12 protein-coding genes are annotated in these 16,821 nt (G+C 48.0%); 5 read left to right on the forward strand and 7 right to left on the reverse strand.

Features of this window, described 5'->3' with window-relative positions:
* Nucleotides 1-105: 105 nt before the first annotated feature.
* Entirely contained in the window at nucleotides 106-609 is a 504-nt protein-coding gene (locus ACINK7_RS14090) for a hydrogenase maturation protease (protein ID WP_404361455.1), read from the forward strand.
* A gap of 57 nt (nucleotides 610-666) precedes the next feature.
* Here ACINK7_RS14090 and ACINK7_RS14095 read toward each other — a convergent pair whose 3' ends face one another.
* Complete coding sequence (locus ACINK7_RS14095; RefSeq protein WP_404356092.1) at nucleotides 667-3,729, reverse strand: AAA family ATPase; 3,063 nt, start codon at nucleotides 3,727-3,729, stop codon at nucleotides 667-669.
* On the reverse strand, nucleotides 3,726-4,871 hold the full coding sequence (locus tag ACINK7_RS14100; RefSeq protein WP_404356093.1) for an exonuclease SbcCD subunit D: 1,146 nt from the start codon (nucleotides 4,869-4,871) through the stop codon (nucleotides 3,726-3,728). Before ACINK7_RS14100 ends, ACINK7_RS14095 begins: the two co-directional genes overlap by 4 nt.
* Before the next feature lie 681 nt (nucleotides 4,872-5,552).
* On the opposite strand from ACINK7_RS14100, the gene ACINK7_RS14105 reads away from it, so the two are divergent.
* Nucleotides 5,553-6,857 carry an HD domain-containing phosphohydrolase gene (locus ACINK7_RS14105; RefSeq protein WP_404356095.1) on the forward strand — a complete coding sequence of 435 codons (1,305 nt, stop codon included), beginning with the start codon at nucleotides 5,553-5,555 and terminating at the stop codon, nucleotides 6,855-6,857.
* A 656-nt stretch (nucleotides 6,858-7,513) separates the two neighbouring features.
* On the opposite strand, the gene ACINK7_RS14110 is transcribed toward ACINK7_RS14105, so the two are convergent.
* Nucleotides 7,514-8,053, reverse strand: a complete 540-nt coding sequence (locus ACINK7_RS14110) for a response regulator (protein ID WP_404356097.1) — start codon at nucleotides 8,051-8,053, stop codon at nucleotides 7,514-7,516.
* Nucleotides 8,054-8,249: 196 nt separating this feature from the next.
* On the opposite strand from ACINK7_RS14110, the gene ACINK7_RS14115 reads away from it, so the two are divergent.
* Nucleotides 8,250-8,966 carry a DUF6901 family protein gene (locus ACINK7_RS14115; protein WP_404356098.1) on the forward strand — a complete coding sequence of 239 codons (717 nt, stop codon included), beginning with the start codon at nucleotides 8,250-8,252 and terminating at the stop codon, nucleotides 8,964-8,966.
* 648 nt (nucleotides 8,967-9,614) lie between these two features.
* On the opposite strand, the gene galU is transcribed toward ACINK7_RS14115, so the two are convergent.
* On the reverse strand, nucleotides 9,615-10,496 hold the full coding sequence (galU, locus tag ACINK7_RS14120) for a UTP--glucose-1-phosphate uridylyltransferase GalU (protein ID WP_404356099.1): 882 nt from the start codon (nucleotides 10,494-10,496) through the stop codon (nucleotides 9,615-9,617).
* A gap of 410 nt (nucleotides 10,497-10,906) precedes the next feature.
* Nucleotides 10,907-12,304, reverse strand: coding sequence for a mannose-1-phosphate guanylyltransferase/mannose-6-phosphate isomerase (locus ACINK7_RS14125; protein WP_404356101.1), 1,398 nt, complete (start codon nucleotides 12,302-12,304; stop codon nucleotides 10,907-10,909).
* Between the two features lie 146 nt (nucleotides 12,305-12,450).
* On the opposite strand from ACINK7_RS14125, the gene ACINK7_RS14130 reads away from it, so the two are divergent.
* The gene (locus ACINK7_RS14130) at nucleotides 12,451-13,416 is read left to right on the forward strand and encodes a DHH family phosphoesterase (protein WP_404356103.1); all 966 of its coding nucleotides are present in this window, start codon (nucleotides 12,451-12,453) and stop codon (nucleotides 13,414-13,416) included.
* Nucleotides 13,417-13,437: 21 nt separating this feature from the next.
* Entirely contained in the window at nucleotides 13,438-14,049 is a 612-nt protein-coding gene (cysC, locus tag ACINK7_RS14135) for an adenylyl-sulfate kinase (RefSeq protein ID WP_404356105.1), read from the forward strand.
* Nucleotides 14,050-14,195: 146 nt separating this feature from the next.
* On the opposite strand, the gene galE is transcribed toward cysC, so the two are convergent.
* Together galE and ACINK7_RS14145 are read right to left on the reverse strand one after the other, a co-directional pair.
* Nucleotides 14,196-15,275 (reverse strand): UDP-glucose 4-epimerase GalE, encoded by a 1,080-nt coding sequence (gene galE / locus ACINK7_RS14140; protein ID WP_404356106.1) that lies wholly within the window; start codon nucleotides 15,273-15,275, stop codon nucleotides 14,196-14,198.
* 38 nt (nucleotides 15,276-15,313) lie between these two features.
* Nucleotides 15,314-16,702, reverse strand: coding sequence for a TIGR03013 family XrtA/PEP-CTERM system glycosyltransferase (locus tag ACINK7_RS14145; protein ID WP_404356108.1), 1,389 nt, complete (start codon nucleotides 16,700-16,702; stop codon nucleotides 15,314-15,316).
* Between the last annotated feature and the right edge of the window lie 119 nt (nucleotides 16,703-16,821).

Genomic DNA, 16,821 nt, shown 5'->3' on the forward strand with positions numbered 1-16,821 from the left:
CTCTTACCTGTTATTCTTAGACGGTTTTTCAATCAAAAGGGAGTAATATAATAAATGCAATACCACGCGGGTCGAGATAAATTTTTTTATCGATAGGATTACATGATGAACAAAACCATACCCATTCTGATTTTCGGCTACGGCAACCTCAGCCGGGGCGACGATGCACTCGGCCCATTACTGCTGGAGATGATTCAGGACCGAATGACATCGGGTTCCGTCGAAATTCTGAACGACTTTCAATTACAGGTCGAACATGCTCTTGATCTTGAAGACCGAAATCTAGTGTTGTTTATCGATGCCTCGGTCGCTTGCGCCGACGCGTTCGATTTCAGAGAACTCGAGCCCGCCCACGACAAGAGCTACACCACGCATGCGATGAGCCCGGCCGCCGTGCTGCAAGTTTATCAAACCATCAAACACCAAAACCCTCCGCCGTGCTTCTTGTTGAGCATTCAAGGCGAACAATTCGAATTAGGTAGCGATTTAAGTCCGAAAGCGCGGGAAAATTTACAACGGGCCGGGCATTATGCCGAACAATTATTAAAACAGCCGGATGTCGAAATTTGGCGCGAGTTAGCCGAAAAAGCGTTTCACCATGAAACATAAGCGATAGGTACGCATCCAGCATCTAAATTTCGGAGCTTCTTGACGATGATTCCCGTATTAAGCCCCAATCGTGCGCACGCTGCTGCCGGTTCTGGAGCCGATGACATCGAGCCTTAGCGCCATTTGCTCCTTCAATTCGGTCACATGCGAGATGATACCAATCATTCTGCCTGAGGCCTGCAAATCGATCAGCGTTCTAATCGCCAAATCCAGCGACTCGGGATCGAGACTGCCGAAACCCTCGTCGATAAATAAGGTATCGAGCTTGATGCCGCCGGCATAGGACTGCACGACATCCGACAAGCCCAGCGCCAACGCGAGGGCCGCCATGAACGATTCGCCGCCCGACAAGGTCGCGACCGGACGGTTTTTGCCGGTATAGGCATCTTCGACTTCCATCTCCAAGCCTGACGCTTTGTTGCCTTTGGCTCGGTCTTCCTTACGCACCAGTCGGTAACGGCCTTTGCTCATCAGAGTCAAGCGCTCGGACGCCTGAATCAGCACATCGTCGAGCAACACGCTCAACACGAAACGCTGTAGGCTGATCTTATCGCCGGTCTGGCCATTGGCGACATCGCTAAGCGTGCCGAACACTTCGTAACGCGCCTCGAGCTCGGCTTGCGTGGCGCGGGCCTGGGTTAATTTGCGTTTAACGCCGGTCAACTGATTAACGCGTTCTTCGAGTTTACGCCAGCTTTCATCGACTTTTCGATACCCTGCGGTTAGTTCGGTCAGTTGCCGTTCGATCGCTTTCATATCGGGCGGGACCAGCCCCGCCAAATCGGCTTGGAGTTGCTTGACAACTTCTTGCAAACCGACTAGTTCGTCTCGATAGGCTTCAATTTCGGCTTTGAGGCTGTGCTGTTCGGGGTCGGGCATCAATGCCAAATGAAACGTGTCGGCACCGGCAAAGTCACTGCGCGCAAGTGCTTCATGCCAGTGCGCCTCAGCCTCATTGTATTGATATTCCAGTGTTTCGTACTGCTGTTGCAAGGCTTCCAGTTTGCTGCCGGCCTTGTCCAGTTCCGAATGCTTCGCGGCATACTCTGCTTCCGCTTGAGTCAACGCATCGCTCAATGCCATGATACGCCGATTCAACTGAGACAAAGCTTGTTCAAGCGCTTTCGGCTCCCGATAGTCTTCGGGTATTAATTTTTCCAACTGTTCCGAGTTAGATCGGGCTTGTATGAACTGTTCGTTGACGCTAGCGGCCTTAGTTTCCAGTTCGGCAAGCGTTTCGGTCATGCTTGAGAGCAATCCTTTGATCGTATCGATTCGCGCGCCTAAGGTCTTTTGTTGCGCTTGCCGCTCAATGAGCCGGTCCACCGTCTCACTTAAGTTAGCGAACGTATCGACAAGCGCTTGCAAAGGTTGCTCGGCCAGTTGTTCTAATTGCCGCTCCAATTGTTCGATATCTTTTCGATTGACGGCCAACTCGTTCAACGCGGCATCCCATTTTTCCTTGGCGTTATGCATGAGGTTACGCCCTTGATTTTCATCGGCGCGCGCCTGATCGACTTGCAGCTTGGTCACGAGCGCCTCATGATTTGCCGCTACCGCCGGCTCCGGATGTTCCTTACTGCCGCAAACCGGACAAGGCTGTCCGGTTTGTAATGCTTCGGCCAACAACGCGGCCTGTCCAAGATGCCAATGCAACTCGATTTGACGCGCTTCTTTTTCAAACGCCTCGTAGGCGGCTTTTTGCGTTTCGAACGCCGCGGCAAGCCGGCTCTCGTTGTGCTTTAGGCGCGCTCGCGCATTGCGCAGATCCTCCAATTGTTTGCGCTGCTCAAGATTGCGGCGCTGCGCTTCCCATTCGATCCGCATCGTCGCGAGCGATTCCAATTCGCGGCTGATTTCGGCAAAAACTTTGTCTTTGTCCGCCAATTCGTTAATCAGCGCTTGTTGTTCGAGTTTTCGAGCATCGAATGCTTTTCTCGCGGCGGTTAACTCTTTTTGGCGATTTTGAAGCGTCACCCTGGCCTCGGCCAGCTCCGCAATCCGGTCTCGATAGTGCTGAAGTTCAATGCGCTTATGCTTCAACGCCTCGACCTCGGCGTAAGCCTGTTTAGCGGCATCGACGTTTTGTTTGGCTTCTAGTTCGTTTGCAGCGGCAAATTGAAGCGCTGTTTGGCTAGCTTGAATCTGCTCGAGCAATTTCGCCTTCTCTTTCGCCTTGGCCCGATGATTATCGTAGAGATGCCGAATTTTTTCGGCTTGCAACGCGCTATCGAGCCGGTGTTGTTTCTTGTCGATCTCCGGCTTTTGCGCGGCTTTGTCGGACAGCGTTTTTTGCTTGGTGTCGAGATTGTCGAAACGTTGTCTCAATGCTTGCGCCTGTTCTCTGGCGCGCGCGGCCTGCAGCATTTTCTGATTGGCTTGTTCCTTATCTGCCGAAGCTACAGCAAGTTCGGGTTGCAGAGCCTCGAGCGCTTCATCGACTTCTGCTTCGGATGCCATTTCGGCGCTGTGCAAAATCCCTTTGATCTGGTTTCGATGCCGTTCGACTTCTTGGCGAATACCGGCCGCTTGATTTTTTAACGCTTCTTCGATGCGTTTGTAGATTCCGGTTCGAAATAGCTGTCCGAAAATTTGTTCCCGCTCTTTCGAATCGGCCATTAGCAATTCGCGGAATTTTCCTTGCGGCAATACCATGACTTGACGAAATTGTTCGACATCCAAACCGATCAATCGTTTGACTTCGTTCGTCGCATCGGTCACGCTTTTGGCAACGATGAGCTTGCCTTCGTCGGTGTCGTCGAGTTGCCAAAGTTGGACTTCGGCCTGTTGCGTCGTGGTACCTTCGCCCTTGCTCTTAGGCCGCTCTTGAACGGGAAGTCGACGAATACGGTAGTTTTTAGTCCCCAGATTGAAATCCAAGATCGCCTCGGTCAGCATGCTAATATCGGCATGATCGCAACGCATCTGCGACGGTTCTCGCTCCGCGCCGGTAGTTTGACCGTACAACGCAAAACAAATCGCATCCAAAATCGAGCTTTTACCGGAGCCGGTCGGACCGTTGATCAAAAACAAGGGGCTGGGCCCAAGCGAACGAAAGTCGATGCTTTCGTTACCGGCAAACGGTCCGAATGCCTGAATCGTTAGCTTTATTGGCTTCATGCGCGATCACCGTCTTGTTTATGAATAAGCGAAATCGTAAGACGGATCGCCTCATCTTGTTCCGGCTTTAATGTGCTACCGAAGACTTGCTCGAAGAAGTCCCGAAACATCTCCAACTCGCCCCGTTTGAGTTTATCGCGATTGACTTGTCGCTCGCCGGTTTCCAGCATGCCCGGCTTTTCCAAATGTAAGACATTGGGGTAGACTTCTCGCAATTTCCCGATCGGATCGAGAATCGCATGCCGGTCTGTCAATCTAATCAGTAAATAGTCATCATTGTTCGGGTCGGTCTTGCCTTGATCCAAAATCGTTTTCAATTCGCCTTCAATCGTCCGCATATCGCGTTGCGGCTGTAAGCATAGATGCGTGGTCGATTTCAGACCGTTAGCATCCAATTCGATCAAGGTCACGCCTTTCTGTTGCCTTTGCTCTGAAAAGCTATACTTAAGAATCGATCCGGAATAACGAATATGCTGCTTCCCTTTGTACTGCGGGCTATGAAGGTGTCCAAGCGCGACATAATCGAAATCGGCAAACGGCTCGTAATTGACGCGGTCCGCACCACCGATCGACAAAGGCCTTTCGGATTCGGACGCTTCGGCGCCGTCGATGAAGCAATGGCTTATTAATACATTTAGAGCTTGATCCGATGTAGCTGCCTTGATTTGTTCGACCAGATAAGCATGCGCTTGGTCATGCGTGGATACGTCGACGCCGAAGTGATTGCGTACTGTCTCGGGATCGTTATAAGGGATGCCGAAGAAACAAACATCGCCAACCTTGCCTTGCAAGACCACTGGCTCGGTGATTTGCGTCAGTTCGCCGATGATATGAAGACCTGCTCGGCTGAGTTGCCTGGCACCGAATCGCAGTCGTTCGGCTCCGTCATGATTACCCGGAATCAAGATGACCGGAACACCCAGGTCGTTACAGATGGTATTGAGCACGTCGTCGAGCAATTGCACCGCCGATGCCGGTGGAACCGAGCGGTCATAAATATCACCGGCAATGATTAGCGCATCGACCGACTCGCGTCTAATGTGTTCGATCAGTTGTTCGAGCACATAACGTTGATCATCGAGTAACGAAACATTGTGAAACTGCCGGCCGATATGCCAATCCGATGTGTGTATGAATTTCAAAAAAACTCCTGAGTTATTTCTCTCGGGCTAAGATTAGTTAGCAGTTAGCAGTTAGCAGTTAGCAGTTAGCAGTGAAATGATAAACCGTACTTTTTGGGCTATTCTACACTTAGGATTCGGTCATAAATAACTTCCCTCTTTTTAATGTACGGTAAGCAGGTTCGGTAACTCGATTGACAGGTGTCGGCGGCAGGGAAAGCCGCCGTCAAGCCTACAAGGACGTATTCACGGCACTCTGACAAGCGAGTTACCGAACCCGCTACAGAACTCATAGCTCCAGGAAGTTATTTTTCACGAAATCCTTAGAGGCTCACGACTTACCCTTAACGCTATCGTCAATGCTAAGCTATATTAACTTACTCCCTTTTGATCGAAAAACTGTCTAAGAATAAAAGGTATGGGATGTGTCTATCGAGGACCGCCGTAAACCCATCCATGGGGGCTTGACGGCAGCGCTCGAACGCCAAGGATGGCGTGAATGCAGATTTTGCATTACGCCAGGGATGGCGTGTATTAGGGCAATGCAGGAGCAATTGCCGAGGAGCAAAAATCTGTCCTGCTGCCGACATCTTCGCTAGCCACATCCCATACCTTCACAAAGTTAGCTATTTTTTGAGTATATAAAGGGAGTAACAAAAAATGTCTTAACTAACGACAGTCAACTTGCCCAGGATTCACCCTATGAACGCCCCATCAACGGACGCAAAAATTCAGCCCGCGTTACTACTCGTCGACGATGAGCAGAATATACTCAAGGCGTTAAAGCGCTTGTTCCGGTCATGCGGCTATACGATTCATACCGCTGAAAACGGTTCGGAAGGCTTGGCGCTATTAATGCAAGAACCCGTCGACTTGATCCTGTCCGATATGCGCATGCCGAAAATGGACGGCGCGGAATTTCTAGCCAAGGCGGCCGAGCAATGGCCTGAGACGGTGCGTATTTTGTTGACCGGATACGCGGACATCGAATCGACGATCGCGGCTGTCAATAAAGGCAAAATCTATAGTTATTGCAGCAAACCCTGGGACGATAACGAGCTCAAGATACTGGTGCATAATGCGTTGGAGCAAAAATTCATTCGCGATGAGCGTAACCGCTTATTCGCCATCGTTCAAGATCAAAACGAACAACTCAAGGAACTCAATGCTCACCTCGAAGACAAGGTCGAACAAAGAACCGGACAATTGAAAAAATCCCTGGAACAAATCGACAAAGCCAACAAAGCCTTAAAAAAACAATATGCCGACTCGATTAAAACCTTCGCCCGAATTATCGAAATGCGGCCCGGCATCAAAAGCGGTCATGCCAAATTTTTTGCTGAAAATGGCCGAAGCATAGCGCGGCTCATGCAATTGAACGATGAAGACATCAACAACGTGATGTATGCGGGACTGCTCTTGCAAATCGGCAAAATGAGCTTACCCGACGAGCTATTGAAACAGCCGCTGTTTTCACTATCTTGGCACGATAAAAAGCGCTATTACAAACATGCAGAGGAAGGGCAAATGATGCTAAAAGACATCCGGCAACTCCAAGAAGCCGCTTCGATCATTTATCACCAATATGAACATTACGACGGTTCAGGCATGCCGAAAGGCTTGATCGGCACGGAAATACCGATCGGCTCGCGTATCCTCGCGGTAATCCGGGACTACATTTCCTATCTCGATGGAACGCTAACCGGCGAATCCTTACCGATCGATCAAGTCAAAAAGCATATTGAACTGAAAAAAGGGAGTCTCTATGACCCCGATGTAAGCGATATTTTTCTGCAATACTTACCGGAATCGGAACAGGACGATAGGCCGGTAATCGAAATCTCCTGGACTCAATTATGCGCGGGAATGGAAGTCGAAAAAGTATTGTGCAACGATATTTTATATTTAAAAGATAAGACTCTTACCGAAAAAAACGTAAACGATATTTTCAATTTACGAGAAAATGGGGGGCAGCTGTCAATAAAAGTCCGCTTGGGTAACAAATAGCTCGGTTACTGTGAAGGTTCGTAGATTGGGACTCTTTATCTAATTTTTCAATATGCAAAACTCCGTTCTGGCAATGTCGGTTCCGAAGAGGGTGCGATTGCTCGACCGACAGGCGTCGGCGGCAGGGCAGATTTTTGCTCCATGCAAAATCTGCATTCACGCCATCCTTGGTGTTCGACCCGCCGTCGAGCCAGCCTACAGGGACGTATTCACCCAGCACCTAAATCCAGCACCTAAATTCCATAGCCCATTGGCTATTATGTTTAATATTATGGCTAATTTAGGTGCTGGATGAATTCCATAGCTCATTGGCTATGGTTAAGGATTCGGTTATAAATAACTTCCCTATTTTTAATATAGGGTAGGCGGGTTCGGTAGCTCGATTGACAGGTGTCGGCGGCAGGGAAAGCCGCCGTCAAGCCTACACGGATGTATTCACCCAGCACCTAAATTCCATAGTCCATTAGCTATGTTTAATATTATGGCTAATTTAGGTGCTGGATGAATTCCATAGCTCATTGGCTATGGTTAACTATCTTGGATAATTTAGGTGCTGGGTTCACGGCGTCCTGTCGGGCGAGTGACCGCACCCTCCACCACCCGAGAACTTTCATTTGCCGGGGCGATGGCCAGGCCTTCATGAACGTTAGGATAAATTATTCATATTCATCTGCATCGATGATAATCGAACCGTCCGCGGCCCAATTGACCTTCGTAATACCGGGCTCTTCGGCTTCCAATGCTCTGAGAATAGTATCTTGGTCTTTCAAAAGCGCTTGCTGCCTTCGGACCTGATCGGCTAAGTCCTTATTTTCTTGCAATATTCGTTTATGCTCTAGCGCAACTGTAACCGCATTGCTTATTTCAAGATTGTTCCAAGGTTTATTCAGAAACCGGAATACGCCTGCTTCATTGATCGCATGCTGAGCGCTTTCAAGGTCTGCGAAACCGGTCAAAATCATTCGCATGGCATTCGGTTGCAACTTAATGAACTTCTTTAGAAACTCAACACCGTCCATGCCCGGCATTCGATAATCCGAAATCACTAAATCGAATTCGATTTCTTTGGCTAGTATTAATGATTCTTCACCACTCTGCGCAGTCACTAAATAATAGTCTCGCAAAATCCTGGACAAAGCCTTGAGAACATTTTGTTCGTCATCCACCAATAAAATTTTTGCCGCATCCTCGTTCATAATCCACCCGCTTAAATCATCCTTTGCCAAAAAATTTAGCAAAACTTATATAAAGTCTAATCGATAAAGTAAACTTATACCTTTCGTACTTCAAAATTCGGCAGTACCCCAGTGCCGAATTTTGATCTGCGATGGGTATAGAAACCGAAGACCGACTGAATATCAACGACAAGACGGCTTCATATTGGAAAATCGCATGACCGATCAAAACTTACATTTTCTCTATCGTTTTTCGTTCGCCGACAATAAAGTTATCGAATTCGCAATTGAAATCGATCAAACAACGATGACCTTCACCCGCCCCCGGCTCACGGAACCACCATTCTGGACCGAACTCGAATACCACCAATGCAGTAATTGCACTTTGGCAAAGGAGCATTCACCGCAATGTCCCGTCGCAGTCAATTTGCAGCCGCTTATGGAGTTATGCAGCATGCTGGTTTCTTATGAGTCGGTGGCACTAGAAGTTATCACACCGGAACGAACGATCAGCGGAAAAACCACGATGCAGCGAGCATTAAGCTCGTTGCTGGGTTTAATTATGGCTACAAGCCCCTGCCCTCATACCGAACATTTAAAACCGATGGCACGCTTTCATCTACCCTTGGCTAGCGACGACGAAACGATTTACCGCAGTACATCAATGTATTTGCTGGGTCAATATTTCAAGTATAAGCAAGGTCTTGAACATACCTTCGAATTGGATGAGCTGATGCAGCGTTACCAAAACCTGCAAATCATCAACAAAGCCCTTGCCAATCGTTTTAGAGCCGCAAGCACCGAGGATGCCACCGTTAATGCCATCATCCTGCTCGACTTGCTGTCGCGTTCGGTTAGCTGGTCTATCGAAGATGGACTCGAAGAAATTCGCTCTTTGTTTCAAGGCTACGGGATCAACGCCGAAACGGATTAAATCAAAGCTTTTTCCGGTTTCCCCGGTCATCCGATCATCGTTATACATAAGGATTCGGTTATAAATAACTTCCCTATTTTTAATATAGGGTAGGCGGGTTCGGTAGCTCGATTGACAGGTGTCGGCGGCAGGGAAAGCCGCCGTCAAGCCTACACGGATGTATTCACCCAGCACCTAAATTCCATAGCTCATTGGCTATGGTTAACTATCTTGGATAATTTAGGTGCTGGGTTCACGGCGTCCTGTCAAGCGAGTTGCCGAACCCGCTACAAAGCTTATAGCTACAGGAAGTTATTTGTCACGAAATCCTAAGTCAAAAATTACCCTTTTGCAATCACAGCCAATGAGACCTCGATACACTTTATTGTCACTTGGCGCTCTCGGCTATCCCTCACCTAGCCTAGGCAATCCGCGTTGGGTACGATGTGCGTACCCTGGTAACCCCGCAATGTTGATGTGCCAACCGAGCCGCCAGGGTACCGCTTTGGTACGCGCAGCGTACCCTACATATTTTGCATAACGATGAGCGGTCCTCCTTGGGAACTCATAACTTGGCTGCCGAAAACAAAATGGCATGCGTTCCCACGCTGGAGCGGTGGGAACGAGGAAAATCCCGCGTCAGTTGCCTAACTTACTTCATGCCCAGTCCTAAATCCGGGCTGCAAGATTTTTCAAATAATCGGCAAAATCGCCTTTCAACTCTTCATGCAATAAACCGTGCTCGACCGTCGCGATTAAAAAGCCGAGCTTGGAACCACAATCGTAGCGCTGCCCTTCAAACTCATATGCCAAGACCTGCTCATCGGCCATCAATGCAGCGATTGCATCGGTAAGTTGAATTTCACCGCCCGCGCCTTTTTTGGTCCGTTTGATTTTATCGAAAATAGCCGGCGTCAAAATATAGCGACCAACCACCGCCAAATTCGACGGCGCTTGCTCCGGCTTTGGTTTTTCGACAATCAATTTCACATCGCTTAGTTTCTCCGATACAGGTTCAGTCTTAACGATGCCGTAACTACCGGTTTCCGACGGATCGACTCGCTCGACTCCCAAAACGCTACTGCGTTCCTGATTGAATACGCTAACCATTTGCCGCATACATCCACGGTCTTTGTCTTCGATCAAATCGTCGGCCAAAATAACCGCAAACGGTTCATCGCCAACGATAGGCCTTGCGCAATATACAGCATGCCCCAAGCCTAACGCTTCTGACTGCCTAATATAAACGCATGATACATGCGGCGGTACGATATTTTGTATCATCCGTAAAGTCTGAATCTTTCCTTTCGCTTCCAGTTCGGTTTCAAGCTCATAGGCTTTGTCGAAATGATCGACAATCGATGTTTTATTGCGGCCAATCACAAAAATCATCGTATCGATACCTGCGGCAACCGCTTCATCGACCGCATATTGAATCAACGGTTTATCGACGACCGGCAACATTTCTTTCGGACTGGCCTTGGTGGCCGGCAAAAACCGGGTGCCTAAACCCGCAACCGGAAACACGGCTTTCGTGATAATTTGTTTCATCGATATCTCCTGTTAATGAAATTACAATCTGAAATTTTGAATGGCTGGCTTTAGTCTATAACATCCACAACCGGCAAGCCGCTAGGCTGTCGAAAAAAAGCCATTTTAGCTAATTTCTGTGTTCCCGCTTTTTTAATCCAAAAATATTTTGGAAATTGTTTGTGATCATAGCTATAAAGCGCTAGGGGTAGGGTGCGCATCGCGCACCTGGGTCGGGAACTAATGGGTTCGGCGCCGTGAAAAGGTGCGCGATGCGCACCCTACGGCGATCAAAATATCTTGGAAATTGTTAATGATTACTATGTTATTTATAAAGCGCCTATTTATTTTCTCAAAATCCATAAACCAGTTATTTTTCTAACCTGAAAATCGGTAAATTTCGACAGCCTAACAAGTTGGTCGCCCTTTAATCAAACCCTACCATATTGATCTTGAAAACGCACAATATCGTCCTCGCCTAGATAGCTGCCCGATTGTACCTCGACCATTTCCAGCGGAATTACGCCGGGATTTTCCAAACAATGAACGGTCCCTAGCGGGATATAAATCGACTCGTTTTCGGCCAATAGAATCTGTTGATCGCCCTTGGTAACCAAAGCGGTGCCTTTGACAATGATCCAATGTTCGGCCCGGTGATGATGTTTTTGTAAAGATAATTTAGCGCCGGGTTTAACCAAAATCCGTTTGGTTTGATGGCGCTCCCCATTATCGACCGAATCGTAATGCCCCCACGGACGATAAACCTTGCGATGTAAATCAGCTTCACTGCGTTTTTGGCTTTTCAAAAAATCAACGATCGCTTTGACTTCTTGCACTTTGTCCTTGGACGCGACCAATAAGGCGTCATCGGTTTCGACAATGACCAGATCCTGAACACCGATGGCGGCAACCAATTTATCTTTGGAATACAAATAAGAATTTTCGGTATCGACCGCCAAAACATCGCCGAACACTGCATTACCCGCGTCATCTTTCGGCGTCACCTCCCAAAGCGCGGTCCATGAACCGACATCGTTCCACCCGGCATCAAGCGGAATAACGACGGCATTGGCGGTTTTTTCCATCACGGCATAGTCGATCGAATCGGCCGGACAGGTCGAAAAAATATCCTTGCCGATACGGGTAAAGTCCAAATCCTGTTGCGCCGATTGCAGTGCTTCTCGACAGACCTTCAACATCTCGGGATTGAATTTCGCCAATTCGTCGAGATAAACGCCGGCTTTGAAAGCGAACATGCCGCTGTTCCAATAAAAATCGCCGCTATCGATATATCGCTGCGCGGTTTCCGCATCCGGTTTCTCGACGAATGCCGCGACCTTGAATGCTTCGCCCTGTTGCGACTGCGAACGTTGTATGTAGCCATAACCGATTTCAGGCTGTGTCGGCACAATACCGAAAGTCACCAATTGCCCTTGCCGGGCCAACGTATCGGCGGCAATGACGGCTTGATGAAACGCGGCGCAATCGGCAATGACGTGATCGGCCGGCAAGATCAAAAGCACGTCGTCGGAAGCAACAGACAAAGCCGCCATCGCGACAGCAGGCGCGGTGTTCTTGCCGACCGGTTCCAAAATGATGGAGGCCGGTTTGACGCCGATTTCCCACATTTGCTCGGCCAGCATGAATCGATGATCTTCATTACAAACGGCGATTGGAGGTTTGATATGTTTGAGTCCATTGAGCCTCAGCACGGTTTCCTGAATCATCGTTCGCTCGGAAACCAGCGGCAGAAATTGCTTAGGATATTGTCCGCGAGACAACGGCCACAGCCGGGTGCCCGAACCGCCGGATAAAATAACAGGTATCATAGGAAAATCCTTGGTAATGATAAATTTTTACAGACAACGATAAAGATTATAGCGGGTTTATCTAACCTTTTCTTTTAGGCAGTTGGTATCGCGCCGGCTTTTGCCTATACTTTGCCTTCCATTGTTTATTATTTAAGGAAAAACGCATGCGCTTCGATGTTTTCAATGGCGATGCCGACGGCATTTGCGCCTTAATTCAGCTTCGGCTTGCAGAGCCTGCAGACGCGCTACTGGTGACTGGAATTAAGCGCGACATCAATTTGCTTGAGCGCGTCGACGCTCGAAACGGCGACAAAGTCGTGGTACTGGACATTTCACTGGAAAAGAACCTGCCTTCGCTCCAGCGTATTCTGGATCAAGGCGCCGAGGTATTCTATGTCGATCATCACCGACCCGGCGATATACCCGATCATACCGCATTAACCGCTCTGATCGATACCGATGCCAATGTCTGCACCAGTTTACTCATCGACCGTTATTTACAAGGGCGCTACCGGGAATGGGCCATCACAGCCGCCTTCGGGGATAATCTGGATCAACCGGCCATGCAACTGGCCAACGAGCTATCATTGTCCGAAGCCCAAACCGAGCAAATTAAACAACTTGGCGTCTGTATCAATTACAACGGTTACGGTAGTTGCATCGAGGATCTACATTTTCCGCCCGCCGAACTGTATTTAGAAATGGCCGGTTACTCGTCTCCATTCGATTTTATCAATGACAAAGCCGTGATTTACAATCGTCTTTTAGACGGTTATAACAGTGATCTGGCACACGCCAAAAGCATTGCGTCGGAATATAGCACGGCCTCAGTGGCGGTTTATATCCTGCCGGACGAAGCTTGGGCCAGACGCATCAGCGGCGTATTCGCCAACGAGCTAGCCAATACTCATCCTAACCGGGCTCATGCGATACTGAGCCATAACCGCTCGGGCGGCTATTTGGTCAGCGTTAGGGCGCCGCTTACCAATAAAACCGGCGCAGACGAACTTTGCGCAATGTTTCCTAGCGGAGGCGGACGCAAAGCCGCAGCCGGCATCAATCATCTGCCGATAGAAACTCTCCCACAATTTATCGAGCGCTTCGAAACACACTATTCATCCTTTCGTTAACTCATTCCCATCTAAATCAATATGACTCAAAAAAGCACCGATACCGTTTGGCATAACGCCACCATCACCCGTAGCGACAGAGAAAAACTACATAAGCATAAAAGCGTGATACTGTGGTTTACCGGCTTGTCCGGTTCGGGAAAATCGACATTGGCCCATGCCGTCGAAGACTATTTGCACCGTTATGGTTGTTCGACCTTCGTTTTGGACGGCGATAATGTGAGACACGGCCTTTGCAGCGACTTGGGCTTCAGCGATGAGGATAGAGTAGAAAACATCAGAAGAATCGGTGAAATGGCCAAATTAATGATTGAAGCCGGTGTGATTACATTGACGGCTTTTATTTCGCCATTCCGCGCAGATCGAAGTTCAGCGCGAAAATTGGTCCCTCACGGCGATTTTATCGAAATCTATTGTCAATGTCCCTTGGAAACCTGCGAACAAAGAGACGTGAAAGGTTTGTATAAAAAAGCCCGTGCCGGCAAGATTCCTTTTTTTACCGGTATCGACTCGCCTTACGAAGAACCCGAAAAACCCGAGCTGATAGTCAACACCCACGCTCTTTCCCTGGACGAAAGCGTTCAAGCCGTCATGAAACTGTTGTTGCAACGCAGCATAGTAAGGCCCGGCTAACGCTTAGGATTTCATGATAAATAACATCCTGGATCTATGAGCTTTGTTGAAGGTTTGGCAACTCTCCGGCAGGACGGGGTTTACAACCCCGTCCTGCCGGAGAGTATATTGAAAGGAAATTCAAAAGGCCTTACAAAACGAATTGATTAGGCATACCCTTGCGGATTTCGGCTTTGCCAGCGCCAAGTATCTGTAACCATGTCTTGCAAATTTTTTTCGCTATACCATCCGAGTTGCTGTTGCGCAAAAGCCGGATCGGCATAGCATTCGGCGATATCGCCGGCACGTCTTGGAACGATTTTATAAGGTACCTTTTGACCGGTAACCCGCTCAAATGCTTGGACCATATCGAGCACGCTGTAACCTTTCCCGGTACCCAAGTTGAAAGCCGTGCAAGCGGCTTGATCGGCCGGGTAGGCAAACAAGGCTTCAAGCGCTTTCAAGTGACCTTTCGCCAAATCTACAACATGGATATAGTCCCTAACGCCGGTACCATCATGCGTTGGGTAATCGTTACCGAATACCGACAACTCCGTCAATTTACCGATCGCCACTTGCGCAATATAGGGCATGAGATTATTCGGTATGCCATTAGGATCCTCACCTATCAGGCCGCTTTCATGCGCGCCTATAGGATTAAAATACCGCAATAAAGCAATTTTCCAAGGTGCTTTCCCGGAATCCTGCAACCGATCCGCAGCCGATAAATCCCTCAAAATATCCTCGATAAACAATTTAGTTCTTCCGTAAGGATTAGTCGCCGACAACGGGAAGCTTTCTTCGATAGGCACTTTATGCGGATCGCCGTAGACCGTCGCTGAAGAACTGAATACGAGATTCTTGACTCCGGCCTCCGCCATCGCTTCGGTCAATACCAAAGTACCGTAAATATTATTGTGGTAATACTCCAGAGGTTTACTGCACGATTCCCCAACCGCCTTGAGTCCGGCAAAATGAATCACCGCATCGATGTTGTACTCATTGAAAACCCGGTCCATTCCGCTTCGATCTCTAATATCGACTTGATAAAACGCAAGGGGTTTACCGGTAATTGATTCGACTCGGTGCAACGCTTCCAATTTACTGTTCGATAAATTATCGACTACAACGACTTCAAAACCGGCCAGATGCAACTCCACACAAGTATGACTACCGATATAACCTGCGCCGCCAGTCACTAAAATACATTTTTTAGTCAAAACAACCTTCTCCAAATCCCTCACCATTCACCATTCTCCATTCTCTATTCACTGCTCACCGTTTATCACCTAGCCCCCTTCCCCCAAACGACAATTTCAATCGTATGTAGAATGATGCTGATATCTAAAAATAAACTGTAATTTTTGACGTAATAAAGATCGTATTCAAGTTTCCTGATCGTATCGCCTTCGCTAGCTCCGTATTGATAAGATATCTGCGCCCAACCGGTAATGCCCGGCTTAACACGATGCCGTTCGGCATAATAATCGATCCGTTCGACAAACCCTTCGACGAATTCGGGCCGCTCGGGCCTTGGGCCGACGAAACTCATATTGCCTGTTAAAACATTAAATATTTGCGGCAATTCGTCAATACGGCACTTTCTAATAAATGCGCCGACTTTAGTAATCCTATTATCCTTTTCTTGAGCGAATTGCGCGCCGTTCTTTTCGGCATCGACGACCATACTGCGGAATTTAATGACTTCGAAATTGCGATTATTTTCGCCGACTCGGACTTGCCGATAAAAAATCGGCGCCTTGATTCCGCTTTCGATCAAAATCGCGATCGAAGTTATCAGCATAATGGGCCAGGCCACCGCCAATAAAATCAAACTGACCACAATATCGAAGAATCTTTTGCCTATTGACCTTAACCCGCTGACCGCAAAACCATCCGAAAATAGAAACCAACTCGGATAAACATTAGTAAGGGAGATAAGTCCTTGCTCACGTTCGTAAAAAGTCACTAAGTCGATCACATCGAAACCCGACATTTTACAATCGAGCAAAGTGGTCAACGGCATACCGCGACGTCTATCATCGATCGCTAAAACGATCTCATCGATATTCAAATCTTGAGCAACCTCGTTAAGCGACTTATCTTGCTTGATCAACAGCGCTTCATCGATGCAACACAATTCACCGGGCAAAGCCGCGAAACCGGCAATATTGAAAGACTTATGTAGATATCCGGAGTTCAATTCGACCAATTCTTTTGCCTTATTGCCGCTACCGACGACCAACACTTGTTTTTTTATCCTATCGATTTTTGCATAGCGATAAAAAAAATACCGAATCAGCATCATGCCTAAAAAGGCAAACACGATAGAAACGCTCAATACGCTCCGCGCGATTAAAAAATTGGGAAAAAGGTAATAAATCGAAACCACGACAAAGATGCCGACGCCGAAACTAAAGCTGACGCGCGCCAATAAATCGTATTCGTGGATGCCCAAATTTCGCCGATACAATCCCAGCGAGATATTGCATAACGTAAAAATAGCCGCGAAAATCAGACTAGCATTAACAATATCGGATTCCGAATACCAAGAAGGCTGATAAAGAAAACGTACCTGACTGCCCAGGTACATCGCGAAATAAAACATGACTGCTTCAAAAACGAGCAACCATAAAAACGCGCTAGAAATATAATGACGGAAAATCCTGATCATATCGATTGCCGATAGCCGGTTTCAAAACAAAGAATTATAGTGAATTTATTCACAAGCGTGAAAAGTTGAGCACCCAGTTTGCCAAGCTATTGATTTAGTGGGCACATATTAAGGTCATA

The organism is Methylotuvimicrobium sp. KM1 (genome assembly GCF_044788715.1).
GTDB lineage: Bacteria > Pseudomonadota > Gammaproteobacteria > Methylococcales > Methylomonadaceae > Methylotuvimicrobium.